General features: G+C 66.8%; 17 protein-coding genes, 1 tRNA gene and 2 riboswitches. Of the genes, 16 read left to right on the forward strand and 2 right to left on the reverse strand.

Translation table 11 applies throughout. The features are described from left to right. The first annotated feature begins 63 nt into the window (after window positions 1–63). From QOL68_RS02345 to QOL68_RS02405, 13 genes are all read left to right on the forward strand, one after another. Window positions 64–1,989 carry a tetratricopeptide repeat protein gene (locus tag QOL68_RS02345; protein ID WP_282946591.1) on the forward strand — a complete coding sequence of 642 codons (1,926 nt, stop codon included), beginning with the start codon at window positions 64–66 and terminating at the stop codon, window positions 1,987–1,989. Next, a complete protein-coding gene (locus QOL68_RS02350; RefSeq protein WP_282946593.1) occupies window positions 1,986–3,158 on the forward strand; it encodes a deoxyguanosinetriphosphate triphosphohydrolase in 1,173 nt (390 codons plus the stop codon). Before QOL68_RS02345 ends, QOL68_RS02350 begins: the two co-directional genes overlap by 4 nt. Next, a complete protein-coding gene (locus QOL68_RS02355) occupies window positions 3,151–3,798 on the forward strand; it encodes a Rossmann-fold NAD(P)-binding domain-containing protein (protein WP_282946595.1) in 648 nt (215 codons plus the stop codon). Before QOL68_RS02350 ends, QOL68_RS02355 begins: the two co-directional genes overlap by 8 nt. 60 nt (window positions 3,799–3,858) lie before the next feature. Next, window positions 3,859–3,956: riboswitch (glycine riboswitch) on the forward strand. Continuing rightward, a riboswitch (glycine riboswitch) is annotated at window positions 3,957–4,076 on the forward strand. Window positions 4,077–4,131: 55 nt separating this feature from the next. Beyond that, window positions 4,132–5,274, forward strand: coding sequence for a glycine cleavage system aminomethyltransferase GcvT (gene gcvT / locus QOL68_RS02360; protein WP_282946596.1), 1,143 nt, complete (start codon window positions 4,132–4,134; stop codon window positions 5,272–5,274). Window positions 5,275–5,277: 3 nt separating this feature from the next. Continuing rightward, entirely contained in the window at window positions 5,278–5,649 is a 372-nt protein-coding gene (gene gcvH / locus QOL68_RS02365) for a glycine cleavage system protein GcvH (RefSeq protein ID WP_282946599.1), read from the forward strand. Between the two features lie 37 nt (window positions 5,650–5,686). Continuing rightward, window positions 5,687–6,505: a glycosyltransferase family protein gene (locus QOL68_RS02370; protein WP_282946601.1), complete on the forward strand. Its 819-nt coding sequence runs from the start codon at window positions 5,687–5,689 to the stop codon at window positions 6,503–6,505. Between the two features lie 3 nt (window positions 6,506–6,508). Continuing rightward, window positions 6,509–7,867, forward strand: a complete 1,359-nt coding sequence (gene gcvPA / locus QOL68_RS02375; RefSeq protein ID WP_282946603.1) for an aminomethyl-transferring glycine dehydrogenase subunit GcvPA — start codon at window positions 6,509–6,511, stop codon at window positions 7,865–7,867. After that, complete coding sequence (gcvPB, locus tag QOL68_RS02380) at window positions 7,864–9,456, forward strand: aminomethyl-transferring glycine dehydrogenase subunit GcvPB (RefSeq protein ID WP_282946605.1); 1,593 nt, start codon at window positions 7,864–7,866, stop codon at window positions 9,454–9,456. Before gcvPA ends, gcvPB begins: the two co-directional genes overlap by 4 nt. A gap of 45 nt (window positions 9,457–9,501) precedes the next feature. Further along, complete coding sequence (locus QOL68_RS02385; RefSeq protein WP_282946607.1) at window positions 9,502–10,419, forward strand: DUF4440 domain-containing protein; 918 nt, start codon at window positions 9,502–9,504, stop codon at window positions 10,417–10,419. 9 nt (window positions 10,420–10,428) lie between these two features. After that, entirely contained in the window at window positions 10,429–10,773 is a 345-nt protein-coding gene (locus QOL68_RS02390) for a hypothetical protein (RefSeq protein WP_058454611.1), read from the forward strand. A 15-nt stretch (window positions 10,774–10,788) separates the two neighbouring features. After that, on the forward strand, window positions 10,789–11,238 hold the full coding sequence (locus tag QOL68_RS02395; protein WP_282946608.1) for an ABA4-like family protein: 450 nt from the start codon (window positions 10,789–10,791) through the stop codon (window positions 11,236–11,238). Then, entirely contained in the window at window positions 11,235–11,870 is a 636-nt protein-coding gene (locus tag QOL68_RS02400; RefSeq protein WP_058454609.1) for a DUF938 domain-containing protein, read from the forward strand. The genes QOL68_RS02395 and QOL68_RS02400 overlap by 4 nt, the downstream gene beginning before the upstream one ends. A 104-nt stretch (window positions 11,871–11,974) precedes the next feature. After that, window positions 11,975–13,534 (forward strand): fatty acid--CoA ligase, encoded by a 1,560-nt coding sequence (locus tag QOL68_RS02405; protein ID WP_282946610.1) that lies wholly within the window; start codon window positions 11,975–11,977, stop codon window positions 13,532–13,534. A 499-nt stretch (window positions 13,535–14,033) separates the two neighbouring features. On the opposite strand, the gene QOL68_RS02410 is transcribed toward QOL68_RS02405, so the two are convergent. Further along, window positions 14,034–14,651 carry a glutathione S-transferase family protein gene (locus QOL68_RS02410; RefSeq protein ID WP_282946612.1) on the reverse strand — a complete coding sequence of 206 codons (618 nt, stop codon included), beginning with the start codon at window positions 14,649–14,651 and terminating at the stop codon, window positions 14,034–14,036. Next, entirely contained in the window at window positions 14,648–15,583 is a 936-nt protein-coding gene (locus QOL68_RS02415; RefSeq protein WP_058454606.1) for a DMT family transporter, read from the reverse strand. The genes QOL68_RS02410 and QOL68_RS02415 overlap by 4 nt, the downstream gene beginning before the upstream one ends. Before the next feature lie 92 nt (window positions 15,584–15,675). Between QOL68_RS02415 and QOL68_RS02420 the strand changes: the two genes are divergently transcribed. The 3 genes from QOL68_RS02420 to QOL68_RS02430 all read left to right on the forward strand — a co-directional run bounded on the left by QOL68_RS02420 (window position 15,676) and on the right by QOL68_RS02430 (window position 17,107). After that, window positions 15,676–15,751 (forward strand) — tRNA-Trp (locus QOL68_RS02420). 184 nt (window positions 15,752–15,935) lie between these two features. Continuing rightward, window positions 15,936–16,628 (forward strand): hypothetical protein, encoded by a 693-nt coding sequence (locus tag QOL68_RS02425; protein ID WP_282946615.1) that lies wholly within the window; start codon window positions 15,936–15,938, stop codon window positions 16,626–16,628. Beyond that, entirely contained in the window at window positions 16,628–17,107 is a 480-nt protein-coding gene (locus QOL68_RS02430; RefSeq protein ID WP_058454604.1) for a DUF421 domain-containing protein, read from the forward strand. Before QOL68_RS02425 ends, QOL68_RS02430 begins: the two co-directional genes overlap by 1 nt. Window positions 17,108–17,300: the final 193 nt, after the last annotated feature.

Consider the following 17,300-nt stretch of genomic DNA (forward strand, 5'->3'; position numbering starts at 1 on the left):
GACTTGCCCCTGCGGCACAAGACACTGAAGACCGGGCCCCGGCGGACGCGGCGTTTCGCCGCCATGGTCGGGGCCCTTTTGCTTGGCACCTGTATCGCGGCCCCGGTCGCGGCGATGCAGGCGGCGGCGCCCGACGCGGCGACGCGCGCCGCGCTTGAAAAGCGTACCGCGGCGCGGACGATGTTGTCCTCGGCGGTCAGTCGTCTGGCGACCAACGCCAACGACACGTCGGCGCTCCTCGACGCCGGGCGCGCCTCGATCGAGCTCGAGGATTATCGCGCGGCGATCACGTTTCTGACCCGCGCCGAACAGGCGAGTCCGCGCGACGGCGCGATCAAGGCCGCGCTCGGTTCGGCGATGGTCCATATGGAAACGCCGACGCGGGCGCTCGACTATTTCGGTGAAGCCCAGCTTCTCGGCGCCCCCGAGCGGCTATTCCTCGCCGACCGTGGGCTCGCGCGCGACTTGCTGGGGCAACAGGATGCGGCGCAGCGCGATTACCAGCTCGCCCTGTCGCTCGCCCCGAACGAAGAAACCGTCCGCCGCTATGCGCTGTCGCTGGCAATCAGCGGCGAACCCGATCGCGCCATCCAGTTCTTGACGCCGCAGCTCAAGGCGCAGGATCGCGCCGCCTGGCGGCTGCGCGCGATGATCCTCGCGATCAACGGTCGCAACGACGAAGCGACCGAGATCGTCAATGCGACGATGCCCGCCGCCCTTGCGCAGAATATCATTCCCTACCTCGTCAAGCTCGACCGCCTCAACCCCGCGCAGCAGGCGGCGGCGGCGCATTTCGGTCGCTTCCCGAGCGGCCAGCTCGGTCCGCCGCGTAAGCCGGTCCAGATTGCGGCCGCAACGCCGCAGCCCGCTCCCGCGCCGGTGGCGACCGGCAAGCGCAACAAGCCGCCCGCGGCGACGCCCAAAGCTGCCGTGAAACCGACGCCGGCGCCGGCAACCGCTCGTCAGCCAGCTCTTGCGAGCGCCGAGCAGTACCCGCCCGGTTTTTCGCCGACGCCGAAACCGGCGGCCGCTCGCGCGCCGGCTCCCGCCGGTACCGAACAATTACCGCCGGGTTTTTCGCCCACGCCGAAACCGGCTCCCGCCCCTGCGCTTGCCGGTACGCGCCCGGCGGCTGCGGCGATCACGCCGACGCCGGCATCTGGTGCCGCCGCGTCGGGTCCGCCCGAACTGCCGTCGCCATTCCGGCCGACGATCCGGCCGGCGACGTCCGTGCCGCCGGCCGGTCCGGCTGCGGCCCCTGCGTCGCCGCCTGCGAGTTCACTGCCGGCGTCGGCGAGTGCGACGACGCCAACGTCCGTCGACGCCGCGCCGGCCAAGCCTCCGGTCGGCCCGGGATTCTCGATCAACGATCTCGGCAGGTCGGCCGACGCGGCACCCGTTCCCGCTGTAAGCGCGTCGTCCGCGCCCGAGACGGCGGCCGTCATGCCGCCGCCCGCGCCGCCTCCATCCCCCGCGGCAAGCGTCGATCCCGCGCCGCTGGCTTCGCTGGCGGCGATCGCCAGTTCGATCGAGATTCCGACCGAGGAGCTTGCGCAGGCCGACAATGCGATCGGCGCCGACACGCTCGCGAAGCTGCGCGAAGAGAAAAGGCGCGCCGATGCCGCCGAGGCGGCGAAGCGCGAGAAGGACGAGGCCGCGGCGAAGGCAAAGGCGGAAGCCGATGCGAAGGCCAAGGCCGAAGCGGCGGAAAAGAAAGCCAATCCCGCACGCCTCTGGGTCCAGATCGCGACCGGTGCCAATCCGAAGGCGCTGGCGACCGACTTCGGCAAATTCGCGAAGAAGAGCCCCGATCTGTTCAAGGGCAAGGCGGGCGCGACGACCGAATGGGGCAAGACGCGCCGCCTGCTCGTCGGCCCGTTCAAGGACAAGAAGGCCGCGCAGGACTGGCTGGCGAGCTACAAGAAGGCGGGCGGCGACGGCTTCCTCTTCAACAGCGAAGCCGGCCAAGACGTCGATCCGATCAAATGAGCGTTGCCGCCTGCGCCAGCGACCCGGCGCGAAGTCGCGGGCGATGGCATGACGAACCGGGCCGCGTCGTGCGCGGGCCGCGCGATATGTTCCAGCGCGACCGCGACCGCATCATCCATTCGATTGCCTTTCGCCGTTTGCGACACAAGACGCAGGTCTTTATCGCGCCCGACGGCGATCATTATCGCGTGCGCCTGACGCACAGTATCGAGGTCGCGCAGATCGGCCGCGGTATCGCCCGCGCGCTCGGCCTCAACGAAGATCTGACCGAGGCGCTGTGCCTCGCGCATGACATCGGCCATCCGCCCTTCGGCCACGCCGGTGAGGACGCGCTGAAAGCCGCGATGTTCGGCCATGGCGGTTTCGACCACAATGGCCATACGCTGCGCACGCTGGCGCGGCTCGAATGCCCCTATCCGCTGTTCGACGGGATCAACCTGACCTGGGAGACGCTGGAAGGGCTCGCAAAACACAATGGCCCGGTCCGCCATCCGGGCTGGGCACTCGCCGATATCGACGCCGAATTCCCCCTCGACCTTGCCAGCCACGCCAGCCTCGAAGCGCAGATTGCGGCGGTCGCCGACGATATCGCTTATGACAATCATGATATCGACGACGGCCTGCGTGCGGGGTTGCTCGACCTCGACCAGCTGATGGACCAGCCGTTCGTCGCCGCCAATTTCCGCGCCGTCGAAGCACGCTTTCCCGATGCTCCCCGCGACCGGCTCTTGCGCGAACTGGTGCGCGACCAGATCGGCGTCATGGTCAACGACGTCATCGCGGCGACCGAAGCCAATGTGATCGAGGCAGGCGTGGCGTCCGTCGCCGACGTGCGTGATGCTGGTCGCATGCTCGGCGGTTTCTCGCCCGACCTTGCGCGGCAGGAGCGCGACCTCAAGCGTTTCATGTACGCCAATCTCTATCACCACCCCTCGCAGCTCGCGGCTGCCGCCGGCGCGAAACAGGTGATCGTGCGGCTGTTCGAAGCCTATGCCAACGACCCGCGTCTGATGGGCAGTGACTGGTCGTCGCGCCTGCCCGGCGAAGAATGCGCGACAATAAGACATATCGGCGACTATATTGCCGGCATGACCGATCGTTTCGCCATCGACCGCTACGCCGCGATTTTCGGGCGCGACGCGGTGCCCGAGGCACTGGCGCATGTCTGACGTACTGCTCGTCGGTGCGACCGGAATGATCGGTCGTTCGGTGATCGAACAGGCACCCGCGTGCGCGCTCACGATCCTTGCGCGCCGCGAGGTCGAAGAAGGGCTGGGGGGTCATGGCGTCATCGTCGCGCCGTCTGAGGGCTGGAGCGAGCTGATAGCCGCCCGAAAGCCGGCCACGCTGATCTGCTGTCTTGGCACGACGATCCGGCAGGCGGGGTCGCAAGCGGCGTTTCGCGCCGTCGACCACGACCTCGTCCTTGCCGCCGCCGAGGGCGCGCGGCGCGGCGGCGCGCGGCAGATGATTGTCGTCAGTTCGGTCGGTGCGGCGGCGAAGAGCGGCAATTTCTACCTTCGCACCAAGGGCGAGACCGAGCAGGCCCTCCGCGCCCTCGGTTTCGAGAGGCTCGACATTCTCCGCCCCGGCTTGCTCACCGGCAACCGGGCCGGGCCGGCGCGTTTCGGCGAGGGGCTGGCGATGATCGCGGCGCCGCTCACCGACGCGCTCATGCACAGCTCGCTCCGTCGCTATCGCTCGATCCCCGGCGCATTGGTCGCGCGCGCGATCGTCGCGCTGGTCGGCCGGACCGAATCCGGCGCGTATATCCACGAAAACGACGCAATCCGCGCGCTCGCCGATTGACTCCGCAAAAGGCGGGCGCCAAGGCTCGGACGTCCGTCGCATCCCCCTGCAGGGGATTCGACCGGTCGCGCGGGAGAGCGCGGGACAGGGCAACCTGATCCGCCACCGAAGGAGCAACCGCCCCGGAAACTCTCAGGTCAACGGACCGCGCTGGCTGGAACGGACACTCTGGAAAGCGTTCCGGCCGCCTCGACTGGGTGAGGATCGGAACCACCGAAGGGGTAACTCCATCGCCTGATGGAGGAAAACTCTCAGGTTCCCGTGACAGAGGGGGCATGGCGGAAACCGCGGCAACCCGCCGCGCGTTCGCCATGTCAACCGCGGGAGACTGACATGACTGAAACGGATTTTACGGGCGAAGAGGCGGTAGAGACCGCAACCCTGCCGCTCGACGCTTGGCACCGCGCGAAGGGTGGCCGGATGGTCGAGTTCGCCGGCTACTGGATGCCGATTCAGTATGAAGGCATCATGGCCGAGCACCAATGGGTCCGCGAAAACGCCGGCCTGTTCGACGTCAGTCACATGGGCCAGCTCTATTTATCGGGCGAAGGTCTCGACGAGGCGCTCGAGACGATCGTGCCCGGCGATGTGAAGAGCCTGGCGGTCGGTCGGATGCGCTACTCGCTACTCCTCAATGAAGAGGGCGGCATTCTCGACGATCTCATGCTCAGCCGCTGGCCCGAAGGCATCTACATGGTCGTCAATGGCGCGGTGAAGTGGGAGGATATCGGCCACCTTCGCGAAGCTTTGCCCGATGCGATCACGATCAACCATTTCGAGGACCGCGCGCTGCTTGCGCTGCAAGGGCCGAAGGCGTTCGACGCCCTGAAGCGCCATACGACGGGTCAATGGGGTCTCGACGCGCTCGTCTTCATGATGGGCGGGCCGTATCAGATCGGCGGCGTCGATGCGTGGATCAGCCGCTCGGGCTATACCGGCGAGGACGGGTTCGAGATTTCCGTCGATACCGACAAGGTGCAGCACGTTGCCGACCTTCTGTGCGGCGAGCCCGAAGTGAAGCCGATCGGCCTCGGCGCGCGCGACTCGCTCCGCCTCGAAGCCGGGCTGCCGCTCTATGGTCATGACCTCAACGAAGAGATCGATCCGATCGAGGGCGATCTGGCTTTCGCGATCAGCAAGCGCCGCCGCGAGGAAGGCGGCTTCCCCGGCGCGGCGCGCATCCTCGGTCATCTGGAGGGCGGCGCGCCGCGCAAGCGCGTCGGCCTGCTCGTCGATGGCAAGCTGCCCGTCCGCGAGGGCGCGAAGCTGTTCGACGGCAACACCGAAATCGGCGTCGTGACGTCGGGCGGCTTCGCCCCCAGCGTCGGCGCGCCCATCGCCATGGGCTATGTGCCGCGCGACCACGCCGTGCCGGGCACAGCGATCGCCGCCGAGGTTCGCGGCAAGCGCGTGCATTGCACCGTCGCCGCGATGCCCTTCATTCCACACCGCTATGTCCGCAAACAGGGAGGCTGACCGATGCCGCGTTATTACACTGAAGAGCATGAATGGATCGACGTCGACGGCGACGTCGCGACGGTCGGAATCACCGACTTCGCCCAGAGCCAGCTTGGCGACATCGTCTTCGTCGAGGTTCCCGATACCGGCGCGGAATTGAGCGCGGGCGGCGACGCTGCGGTCGTCGAATCGGTGAAGGCGGCAAGCGACGTCTATGCGCCGGTCGACGGCACCGTGACCGAGGGCAATGGCCAGCTCGAGGAAGACCCCGCGCTGGTGAACAGCGACCCCGAGGGCGAGGGCTGGTTCTTCCGCATGACGCTGAGCGACAAGAGCCAGCTCGACGGGTTGATGAACGCCGACGCGTACAAGGCCTTCATCGCCGATCTGTGACGCCATGGTCCCTCCCGCGGAGGAGGGTGGAGGATGTGTGAGTAGCGACGCCGCGCTTGCCGACTGCCGCCTGATGGTGGCGACGCCGATCTATGACGGCGCGCAGGGCAGCTATGTCCGTGCGGCGCTCGATCTTGCGCTGCGCGCGCAGGCGGCGGGCATCGCGGTGCGCTTCGAATTCATCCTCTACCAGCCGGCGATCGGCCGCGCGCGCGACTTGCTCACCGCCATGTTTCTGGCCAGCGATTGCACGCACCTGCTGTTCGTCGACGCGGACATCGATTTTTCGGCCGACGATGTCTTTTCGCTGATCCGCGCGATGGGGGCGAACCCCGACGTGGGGGTGATCGGCGGCGCCTGTCCGCGCCGGATGATCAACTGGCAGAATGTCGCGCGCGCGGTCGAGGCGGGGCTCGCGAAGGACGACCCCGCCGATCTTGCGCGCTATGCGGGCGATTTCGCGCTGCACTTCCTGAATGAAGGGGAGAGCTTCAAGCTCAACGAGCTTGTCGAGCTGTCGCGGCTCGGCACCGCGATGATGCTGATCCGCCGCGCGGTGCTCGAAGCAATGCGCGGCGCGCTGCCCGACCTCGTGTTTCGTCCCGACCCCGGCGAGCGCCAGGCGCATGGGATCGGCGAAACCGAACCGTCCTTCTTCTCCCCGCTCATCGATCCCGAAACCCGCGCCCTGCTGTCGGACGATTATGCCTTTTGCCGCCGCGTTCGCGACGCGGGTTTCCGGATATGGCTCGCCCCCTGGATTCGCACGACCCACACCGGCCCCGCCGTCTTTTCGGGGACGCTTGCCGATACCGCCCGTCTTTTTTCAACAAAACCCGCTTCTTCTCCGGAGTAGTTCATGCGCTATCTGCCTCTCACCAGCGGCGACCGGTCGGCGATGCTCGCCGCCGTCGGCGCCTCGTCGATCGACGACCTGTTCGTCGACGTTCCCGCCGAAGCGCGGCTCGACGGCCCGATCGCCGGCCTGCCGAATCATGCGAGCGAGCTCGCGGTCGAACGCCATATGGCGGCGCTGGCGCGGCAGAATCGCGCGGCGGGCGACGGGCCCTTCTTCCTCGGGGCGGGTGCCTATCGCCACCATGTGCCGTCGAGCGTCGATCATCTGATCCAGCGCGGCGAGTTCCTGACCGCCTACACGCCCTATCAGCCCGAAATCGCGCAGGGCACGCTGCAGATGCTGTTCGAATTCCAGAGCCAGGTCGCGCGCCTGCTCGGCACCGACGTTGCCAATGCGTCGATGTACGACGGCTCGACGGCGTGCTGGGAAGCAATCGTGATGGCGCGGCGCGTCACCAAACGGGGCAAGGCTTTGCTCTCGACCGGCCTTCACCCGCATTACCGCAGCGTCGCGCGGACGATGGCGAAATATACAGGCGACGTGCTCGTCGATGGCGACCCCCGCCTCGAAGCTGGCACCGACTGGGCGGCGCTGGCGCAAGCGATCGACAAGGAAACGAGCTGCGTCGTCGTTCAATATCCCGACATCCTCGGCCGCATCGACGACATGACGGCACTCGCGAGCGCGTGCCAGGCAGCCGGCGCGCTGCTGATCGCGGTCGTCACCGAGCCCGTAGCGCTCGGCGCGATCAAGGCGCCCGGCGAGATGGGGGCGGACATCGTCGTCGGCGAAGGCCAGTCGCTCGGCGTCGGGCTCCAGTTCGGTGGGCCCTATGTCGGCCTCTTCGCGTGCAAGGCGAAATATGTCCGCCAGATGCCCGGCCGCCTCTGCGGCGAGACCGTCGACGCCAATGGCAAGCGCGGCTTCGTGCTGACGCTTTCGACGCGCGAGCAGCATATCCGCCGCGAGAAGGCGACGAGCAATATCTGCACGAACTCGGGGCTTTGTGCGCTGGCGTTCAGCATTCACATGACGCTGCTCGGCGAAGCGGGCTTGCGTCAGCTCGCGGCGATCAATCACGGCCGTGCGAAGCTGGCTGCCGCCGAATTGGCCAAGGTGCCAGGCGTATCGGCGATGAACAGTGCCTTCTTCAACGAATTCACGCTGCTGTTGCCGACGGCAGCGCGGCCGGTCGTCCACCAGCTTGCCGAGAAGGGCGTGCTCGGCGGCGTGTCGCTCGGCCGCCTTTACCCCGACAATGATGGACTGGCTAACGGGCTCGTGGTGGCGGTGACCGAAACCGTGACCGAGGATGATATCGCCGCCTTTGCCGCGGCGCTGAAGGAGGTGCTGGCATGACCGCGCTCAACCGCGCCGGCTGGCGCCCCGAAATGACCGCCGGCGGTGCCGACGATAACGTCACCTTCACCGGCAACCGCGCGCTGATGCTCGAAGAGCCGCTGATCTTCGAGATCGGCTCGAGCGAAACCACGGGCGTCGATTTCGACGAGGAAACCCCTGTCGCCGATCTCGGCAATCTCGCGCGCTCGACGCCCATCGGCCTCCCGGGGCTCAGCGAGTCCGAAACCGTGCGGCACTACACCCGGCTGTCGCGCCAGAATTATGCGATCGACCTTGGCCTGTTCCCGCTCGGCAGCTGCACGATGAAGCACAACCCGCGCCTCAACGAAAAGGTCGCGCGGATGCCGGGCTTCGCCGACGCGCATCCGCTGCAGCCGCAAGAGACGGTGCAGGGCGCCTATGCGGTGATTCACGAACTCGCCGAATGGCTGGTCACGCTCACCGGGATGCACAGCGTCGCGATGTCGCCCAAGGCGGGCGCGCATGGCGAGCTTTGCGGCATCCTCTGCATCAAGGCCGCGCTCGAGGCGCGCGGCGAGGACCGCCGCGTGCTGCTCGTCCCCGAAAGCGCACACGGCACCAATCCCGCGACCGCGGCCTTCGCGGGCTTTTCCGTCGAGGATATTCCGGCGACCGCCGAAGGCCGCGTCGATCTCGCGGCGCTGAAAGCGCGCCTCGGCCCCGATGTCGCGGGCGTGATGGTCACCAACCCCAACACCTGCGGCCTGTTCGAGCGCGATATGCGGGCGATCTCCGACGCGGTCCATGCTGCGGGCGGCTATGTCTATTGCGACGGCGCAAACTTCAACGCGATCGTCGGGCGCGTGCGGCCTGGCGACCTCGGCGTCGATGCGATGCACATCAACCTGCACAAGACCTTCTCGACCCCGCACGGCGGCGGCGGCCCCGGTTCGGGCCCGGTCGTGCTGTCCGAAGCGCTCGCGCCCTTCGCGCCGCTACCCTTCGTCGCAAAGCAGGCCGATGGCGGCTTCCGCCTGATCGAGGAGGAAAACGCGGGAGAGGATCATCCCGAAACCTTCGGCCGCATGACCGCCTTCCATGGCCAGATGGGCATGTTCACCCGCGCGCTGACCTATATCCTCAGCCACGGTGCCGACGGCCTCAAGCAGGTCGCCGAGGATGCGGTGCTCAACGCGAACTATATCCTGCGCAATCTCGAAGACGTGCTGGATGCGCCGTTCGGCTTCTCGGGGCCGTGCATGCACGAGGCGCTGTTCAGCGACAAAGGCCTCGCCGAGGGCTTCTCGACGCTCGACGTCGCCAAGGGGCTGATCGACGAGGGTTATCACCCGATGACGGTCTATTTCCCGCTCGTCGTCCACGGCGCGATGTTGGTCGAACCGACCGAGACCGAGTCGAAGGCGGTGCTAGACCAGTTCATCGGCGCGCTGCGCAGCATCGCGCTGCGCGCGAAGAACGGCGACCCGGCGCTGAAGACCGCCCCGCATTTCGCCCCGCGCGCGCGGCTCGACGAGACGAAGGCCGCGCGTAACCCGGTGCTGGCGTGGAGCGAACCGGCGGCTGCGCCGGGCGTGCCGGTCGCGAGCGAAGTCGGGGGCGGCTGACCGGGGCTTTCCTCCATCGGCGCCCCGCCAAAGGAAGGAATGCCCATGTCGCCTCTTCTGTTCTGGTCGATCCTTGTCGCGGCGGTTCCGGGCGTCGTGCAGAGCGCGGAGCCCGCTGCTGCCGTCGCACCAACCCCGGCAGTGCAGCTCGCCGAGCTGGTCGCAGCCGACAAGGCCTTCGCCGAAAGGGCGCGCGAGCTGCCGTTTCCCGAAGCAATCGGCGCCATACTCGCGCCCGATGCCGTCATGCCGGCGCGCGGTGCAAAGCCGTTCCTGCGCTCGCGCGAGGAGATCGTCGCTTACCTCAAGGCCAACCCCACCGCGGCCAACGCCCGCGCCGAGTGGGTGCCGGTACGCGGCGGGGTTTCGGCCGACGGGAAGCAGGGCTTCACCGCCGGCTATCTGACGATCACCCAGCCCGACGGTACCAAGCAGCCGGGCAAATATATGACCTATTGGGGCCGCACCGCCGACGGTTGGCGAGCGCTAGCCTACAAGCGCGCACCGCGGCCCGAGGGCGAAGTGGACAGCGTTTTCCGCGCCCTCGGCTTGCCCGACGCTGCGGCTTGGCGCGGCACCACGCAGCACGACGCGCTGGATACGCTGCTCGCCGCCGAGCGCGCCTTCGCGGCCAAAGCGCAGCTGATCGGCGTCGGCCCGGCCTTCGCCGAATATGGCCGCGCCGACGCGATCAACATGGGCGCGGGCGCGGGCTATACCGAAAGCGCCGCGGCGATCGCCGCGGGTTTCGATCCCGAGCCGGTGCCGGGACAGTCGATCGACTGGGGCCCCGACTTCGGCATTGTATCGGCGTCGGGCGACCTTGGCGTCAGCTTCGGCCGGATCATCCCGAAGCAGCGCCCGCCCGGACTTGCGGCCTACGCGCCGATCCCGGTATCGCCCTTTTTTACGATCTGGCATCGTGATACGCCGGCCAGTCCGTGGCGTTATATCGCCGAATAGGGAGTATCTATGGCGGGGTCCGATCCGATCGACAGCGAGACCCGCCGCAGCGTCGGAGGTTGCCTTGCCGCCGGCGCGCTGTTCGCGGTCGTTTTCGTCGCGGTGTGGCTTGCCGCGATCACGGTGTACGGCCTCGTCGTCGAACAATGGGAGATGGTGAAGGTCCGCCGCGAGTTCGGCTATGACTGGGCGTTCCTCTATGCCCCGCTGATCGCGTTCGGCCTCGGCACCGCCGCGGCGTTCGTCGCGACCCGGCGTCTGCCTGCGGCGCGTCTGACTCTGCTGATTGTGACCGTTGGTCTGGTTGCGCTGTTCGTGGGCATCCTGCTCTTCGGACTTGGCGGCTTGTTCTAGAAAAAGGGGGACGTGATGAGCTGGAACACCATCTATCTGCTGGCAAACTACTGGGCGTTCGCGGGCTGGGCGTTGCTCGCCTTCGCGCCGCGCAGTCCGCGTATCCTGTCGTTCGTCATGTATGCCGGGGTGTTCCTGCTCTGCCTTCTCTATATCGTCCTGATCACCGGCTTCCTGTTGGGCGGGATCGATCCGGGCGGGCAGGGTAGCGGTGGCGATTTCTCGTCGCTCGCGGGCGTGATGAAATTGTTCGACACGCCCGGCGGCACGACGATGGGGTGGGTGCATTATCTCGCCTTCGACCTCTTCACCGGCATGTGGATCGCGCGCGATGCCGATGCCAAGGGCTTCGGCCGCATCGCGCAATTTCCGTTCCTGTTCCTGACCCTGATGGTCGGGCCGGTCGGCCTGTTCCTGTGGCTGATCGTGCGCGAGCGCCGCGCGCGGGCGCAGGCGAAGGCGTGACATCGGCGCCCTGGACACTGGGCGACGGCGGGAACGAAGCCAAGCGCCACGCGCCCGCGACGCTGCGCAACCGGGACGCCATCGTGGCGGTGCTGGCCGATTGGCTGCCGCCCGCTGGCACCGTGCTGGAGGTCGCGAGCGGGTCGGGCGAGCATATCGTCCATTTCGCCGCCGCCTTTCCGCATCTGGACTGGCAGCCGAGCGATCCCGATCCCGACGCCCTGACGTCGATAGCGGCCTGGAGCGCCGAGGCCGGGCTGGCCAACCTCGCCCCGCCGCTGATGCTCGACGCGGCTTCGCCCGATTGGCCGCCGGCGAGCGCCGATGCGCTGCTGTGCATCAACATGGTCCACATCAGCCCCTGGGCCGCAACGCCCGGCCTGTTCGCGGGCGCTGCGCGGCTGCTTCCTGCCGGGGCGTCGTTGATCCTCTATGGTCCCTATGTCGAGGCCGATGTCCCTACGGCCGAGAGCAACCTTGCGTTCGACGCCAGCCTCCGCGCCCGTAATCCCGAATGGGGCCTGCGCGACACCGCCGATGTCAAGGCAGCGGCCACCGCAGCCGGCTTTGCGCTCACCGAACGCCGCGCGATGCCTGCCAACAATCTGATGCTGCTGTTCCGCTACGGCTGACTGGCCGCCGTGGCGGGTCGGTCAATCGCGGCTTTACGTCGCCGCCCGAGCCGTTAGCCTCTTCGAAACCGCGCAAAACGACGCGATTCGATGGAGAGAGATGGATGGCCCGCGATGTTTCGGAGCTTTTTACCTTCGACGAATTCCTGACCCATTGGGCCGAGGACCGGCCCGACCGGCTGGCGATGCGCGAGGAGGACCGGCTTTTCACCTATGCCGAGGTCGAGGAGCGGACCGCGCGGGTCGCCACCGCCCTGCTCGCCGCCGGCCTGCAAAAGGGCGACCGCGTCGCGTGGATCGGCAAGAACAGCGACCTCTATTTCACCCTCTTTTACGGCGCGGCGCGCGCGGGGATCGTGATGGCCCCGATCGGCTGGCGCCTGTCGCCCACCGAATGGGCTTATGTCGTCAACGACACCAAGGCGAAGATCGTCTTTACGGGGCCGGGGTTCGAGGCGGTGCCCGACCAGCTTGCCGGCAAACTCGAGCACGCCCCGCGGATCATCGGCGCCGCCGAGGCGCGCGCGTTGATCGCGAACACCGCCCGCGCGCCGTTCACCCCCTCGCGGCAGGACGATGCGGTGCTTCAGCTCTATACCTCGGGCACCACCGGCAATCCCAAGGGTGCGGTGCTGTCGAACCGCAACCTCTTCGCGCTGCGCAAACATTCGAACGAAGCCGACATGCCCTACACCAAGTGGGAGGATGACGAGGCCGTGCTCGTCGCGATGCCCTGCGCGCACATCGGCGGCACCGGGCTCGGCATCATGGCGCTCGCTGCGGGGCTTCCAGGCATCATCCTCGCCGAATTCAACCCCGACGGGGTGTTCGACGCGGTCGAGCATCATGGCGTCACGCGCTTCTTCATCGTGCCCGCAGCGCTGCAGATGCTGCTGATGCATCCGCGCTGCGCGAGCGTCGACTACCGCCGCCTCAAATATATCCTCTATGGCGCGGCGCCGATCCCGCTCGAGCTTCTGCGCCAGTGCATCAAGATGTTCGGCGCCGACTTCATCCAGGCCTATGGCATGACCGAAACCACTGGCACGATCTGCATGTTGCCGCCCGAGGATCATGATCCGGAGGGCAACGCGCGGATGCGCTCGGCGGGCAAGGCGCTGCCCGGCGTCGAGATCCGCATCCTCGGTCCCGACGGCCAGAGCGTCCCGACCGGCGAGGTGGGCGAGGTCGTCACCCGCTCGTCGAACAATATGATCGGTTACTGGAACCTGCCCGAGGCGACCGCGAAGACGATGACCGCCGACGGCTGGATCCACACCGGCGACGCCGGCTATCTCGACGAAGACGGCTATCTCTTCATCCACGACCGGATGAAGGACATGATCATCTCGGGCGGCGAGAATGTCTATCCGGCCGAGGTCGAGAGCGCGATATTCGGCCATCCCGCGGTGCAGGAGGTCGCGGTGATCGGCATTCCCGACCAGAAATGGGGCGAGACGGTGAAGGCGGTCGTCGTGCCCAAACCGGGCATGAGCGTCGAGGAAGCCGACATCATCGCCTGGGCGCGCGAACGCATCGCCGCGTTCAAGGCGCCGCGCAGCGTCGACGTGATCGAAGCGCTGCCCCGCAACGCCAGCGGCAAGATCCTCCGCAAGGACCTGCGCGCGCCCTATTGGGCGGGTTATGAGCGGATGGTGAATTGAAGGGGGGGTAGCACCGATTGCGGACGTAATATCCTCCCTGTCGCGCAGCGATGGTGAGGTGGCAGCCCGCAGGGCTGACGGAGGGGCCATGGCGCTGCCGTCGCGGCCCCTCCACCACCGCTTCGCGGCGGTCTCCCTCCCCACTGGGAGCTTCATCAACGCCCGCTTCCCACCCGTCCTAGCCTTCGCTGCCGATCTGGATGAAATGACAGCTACCGACCGGAAGCTGCCCTAACCATCATCGTCACCCCGGACTTGATCCGGGGTCCATGACTTCAGCGCTGCGGTGGATCCCGGATCGAGTCCGGGATGACGAATGACGGGAAACGACCGGTTGCTGACATTCCTTTTCTCGTCACCCTGAACTTGTTTCAGGGTCCATGGTCTGCCGTTTGATCAACCGCCGCGTGGGACGAGAGGGCCGGCCATAGATGCTGAAACAAGTTCAGCATGACGAGGTTTAAGGGCAGCTTCCCACCCCAAAAAGCGGACGTTACCGCTAGCCCTTCTGCCGTTCGCGCGCGCGCTTGAACCCGTCGCGCGCCATACAGCGCTCCAACCACGCCGTCGTCGCGTCGCCCAGCACATCGTCGGCGCCCAGCGTCGTCGCCAGAAAGGCGGCATAGCCGGTCACGATATCGGCGATGGTGAAGCGCCCCGCGACGAGCCATTCGCGGCCGTCGGCAAGCGCCGCCTCGATGCTCTTCGCGCGGCCGCCGAAGAAGGCTTTGTAATCCTCGACTGCTTGGCGCAGCCGGCGTTCCTCGGGCTCGACGCGTGTGTAACGGATCATGATCGCGAGCGGAAAGGTTAGCGTCGCGTCGCTGCGGTGCAGCCAGTTGCGCGCATCCCAATAATCGGCCTCGTCGCGGCGCACATCGAGTGGCGTGCCCTCGGCGATGCGCTCGCAGATTGCGGCCGATTCGGTCATCAGCCGCCCGTCCTCGACCCAGCCGGGGATCGTCATCAGCGGGTTGACCGCGCGGTAGTCGGGCTCGAACGCGCGCGGGGGGAATTTGAGGAGGCGGAGGTCGACCTCGATGCCGGTCTCCTCGACCGCCCACAGGCAGCGCAGCGAACGCGCATCGGCGCAGTGATAGAGAATGGGTAGCGTCATGCAGCGACTTCCTTCGGGCGGTCGATGTGGCGGCGATGCTCGCGCCAGGCGATGAACAGCCCGCTCGCGACGATCAGCGGCGCACCGACCCAGGTCGTGTCGGCGGGCAAGGTGCCGAAGAACCACCAGCCGCACGCGATCGACCAGAGCAGCGCCGAATAATCCATCGGGATGACGACCGCGACTGGCGCAAGTCGCAGGGCGCCGGTCAGCGACAGCTGCACCACCGCGCCCGAAAAGCCGAGCCCGACAAGCAGCAGCCATTCGTGCGCGCTGTGCGGCGTATAGACGAAGGGCAGGGCGATCCCGAGCGGGATCATCGAGAGCAGACTGAACCAGAAGACGATCGTCGCCGCGGGCTCGGTGCGGCCGAGGTCGCGCACGGCAATGGTGATCAGCGCAGTCATCACCGCGCCCGCGAGCGCGATCAAGGTTCCCATGCCATGCGCGCCGCCGAAGCCGCCCGCGAAGCTCGCGCCGGGGTTGAGCACGACAAGGACGCCGACGAAGCCGACGATCACCGCGCTCCAGCGCTGCCAGCCGGTTTGCTCGCCGAGCAGGATGGCGGCAAAGATCACCGCGAAGATCGGCACCGACAGGTTGATCGTCGTCGCCTCGGCCATCGGCAGGAAGATCATGCCGCCGAAGTTGCACGCCATGCCGGTGAGCCCCATCATCGCGCGCCGCGCGTGCGCGCCGATGCGCTCCGTCTTCAGCGAGGCGAAGCCGCCGGTCGTTGCGCGAATCCAGACGAGCAGGACGGGCAGGACCAGCGCCTGCCGCCAGAACAGACTCTCGGCAAGGTGAATGCCCGCCTGATCGATATATTTGACGAGTACGAACATGAACGACAGGCTTGCCATCGCGAGCAGGCGCAAGGCTATGCCGCCCAGATAATGCTGCGGCGGGCCGGAAGAGGAAGCAGCGGTCATGCGACTTTGCGCATATCAGCCAAGCCTGGATGCGCAACCCGTCATACCCCTTGCTACCGTCCTGCAATCGGGCTAGGGGCGCACTCCGGCCTAGGGGTATAGCTCAGCTGGTAGAGCATCGGTCTCCAAAACCGAGGGTCGCGGGTTCGAATCCTGCTGCCCCTGCCAGGCCGGGGTCCCAGGGGGACCCAGAAGGGACCAACGTGTCCCGGAAAATTCAATAAAGACACTGGTTGCAGTGAGCGGGTCGTCCCATGACGTCCCACTTGGTTCCTCTTGCAGCCCAGACCGATTGTTGTCGGGTTGTGGGTATCCAATGCTCGATTGTTGGTACGCCAACGCGCGCGCTACCATGACCATCGCCCTTCGCTTATGTTTTCCCTGGCTGGCGACCGATGTTCCGAATGAATTGGAGGCCGATTTGCCCGGGCCGTTCATGCGGCGAGGCGAAGGCGACGGGCGGACGGGCAAGGCAACCAGACTTCGCGTGCGACGTTATCTGGCGATGGAATGCGATGCCGACGAACCGACCGAGCGGCCCGACGGAGTGGGCGAGCCGATTGTCCATCGCGGGCTTTGGCAGCGCCACGCGAGCCCGATTGCCTTGCTGATGCTCGGGACGGTCCTCGCGCTGGCCTTCGCAGGTTTCGCCGGCGGTCAGCCAAGCCCGCGCAACGAGAGCGACTTCGGCGGCGCTGCGCTCAGCATCAAGACGCCGACGATCATCCGCAATGGCGAATTCTTCGAGACCGATATCATTGTTCGTGCCGCCGCGCCGATCGACGAAGCGGTGCTCGCAGTCGACGCAGGGCTATGGCGCGACATGACGATCAACACCATGATTCCAGCGCCCGCCGACGAAGAATTCAGGGATCACTCATTCCGGTTCTCCTACGGTCCTCTCAAGGCGGGCGAGGCGCTCCGCGTCAAGATCGACGGCCAGATCAATCCGCCCTTGTTCGCCGGGACGCGCGGCGGCATCGCCATCTACGACGGCAAACGGCTTATCGGACGCCAGCCGCTCCGCATCAAGGTTTTGCCCTGATGGACATCGTCCTGCGCGCGACGGCGATGTTCGCCTTCCTGTACATCCTCATCCGGTTGCTCGGGAAACGGGAACTCGGCCAGATGACGCCGTTCGAACTGGTTCTCCTCATCGTGATGGGCGACCTCATTCAGCAGGGCGTGACCCACAATGATTTCAGCCTTACCGGCGGCCTGCTTGCCATTTCTACCTTTGCTTTCTGGGCGCTCGTGCTCAGCTGGACGACTTATCTTTTTCCGAAGGCCAAGGATCTGCTCGACGGCACGCCGCGGGTGATCGTTCGCGATGGCGAGTTGATCGAGGAAAATATGCGCCGCGACCGGCTCACGCGCGACGAAGTCCTCTCCGAGATGCGGCTCGCCGGCATCGGTCGCCTGTCGGAGGTGGCATGGGCGATCCTCGAACCACAGGGTAAGATCAGCTTCATCGCCATGGACGACGGGCCGACGCCGCAACAGGATCGCGCCGAGCCGGTGTGAGTGTGAAGCGTGCGGCACGGCGGAAACGTCGGCCCGGCTTTCCCGTTCTGGAAGAGATTGGGGGCGGGCAGCGTTGGACGGAAGCCGGAATGGAACGCCCGGCCCCGACGCCACCCATGTTTTCGCCAAGGGTCATCGCGCCGTCGGCAAGTGGAACGCCAATTGGTCTTGAGCATTTTCTTGGAGGAAAGTG

It is taken from the genome of Sphingopyxis sp. Geo25, assembly GCF_949769135.1.
Taxonomy (GTDB): Bacteria; Pseudomonadota; Alphaproteobacteria; order Sphingomonadales; family Sphingomonadaceae; genus Sphingopyxis.

Bases quoted from the DNA above. Each gene is read 5' to 3' on its own strand.
- QOL68_RS02345 (WP_282946591.1), top strand. From the start codon at position 64: ATGGTCGGGGCCCTTTTGCTTGGCACCTGTATCGCGGCCCCGGTCGCG.
- QOL68_RS02350 (WP_282946593.1), top strand. From the start codon at position 1,986: ATGAGCGTTGCCGCCTGCGCCAGCGACCCGGCGCGAAGTCGCGGGCGA.
- QOL68_RS02355 (WP_282946595.1), top strand. From the start codon at position 3,151: ATGTCTGACGTACTGCTCGTCGGTGCGACCGGAATGATCGGTCGTTCG.
- gcvT (WP_282946596.1), top strand. From the start codon at position 4,132: ATGACTGAAACGGATTTTACGGGCGAAGAGGCGGTAGAGACCGCAACC.
- gcvH (WP_282946599.1), top strand. From the start codon at position 5,278: ATGCCGCGTTATTACACTGAAGAGCATGAATGGATCGACGTCGACGGC.
- gcvPA (WP_282946603.1), top strand. From the start codon at position 6,509: ATGCGCTATCTGCCTCTCACCAGCGGCGACCGGTCGGCGATGCTCGCC.
- gcvPB (WP_282946605.1), top strand. From the start codon at position 7,864: ATGACCGCGCTCAACCGCGCCGGCTGGCGCCCCGAAATGACCGCCGGC.
- QOL68_RS02385 (WP_282946607.1), top strand. From the start codon at position 9,502: ATGTCGCCTCTTCTGTTCTGGTCGATCCTTGTCGCGGCGGTTCCGGGC.
- QOL68_RS02390 (WP_058454611.1), top strand. From the start codon at position 10,429: ATGGCGGGGTCCGATCCGATCGACAGCGAGACCCGCCGCAGCGTCGGA.
- QOL68_RS02395 (WP_282946608.1), top strand. From the start codon at position 10,789: ATGAGCTGGAACACCATCTATCTGCTGGCAAACTACTGGGCGTTCGCG.
- QOL68_RS02405 (WP_282946610.1), top strand. From the start codon at position 11,975: ATGGCCCGCGATGTTTCGGAGCTTTTTACCTTCGACGAATTCCTGACC.
- QOL68_RS02410 (WP_282946612.1), bottom strand. From the start codon at position 14,651: ATGACGCTACCCATTCTCTATCACTGCGCCGATGCGCGTTCGCTGCGC.
- QOL68_RS02415 (WP_058454606.1), bottom strand. From the start codon at position 15,583: ATGACCGCTGCTTCCTCTTCCGGCCCGCCGCAGCATTATCTGGGCGGC.
- QOL68_RS02425 (WP_282946615.1), top strand. From the start codon at position 15,936: ATGACCATCGCCCTTCGCTTATGTTTTCCCTGGCTGGCGACCGATGTT.
- QOL68_RS02430 (WP_058454604.1), top strand. From the start codon at position 16,628: ATGGACATCGTCCTGCGCGCGACGGCGATGTTCGCCTTCCTGTACATC.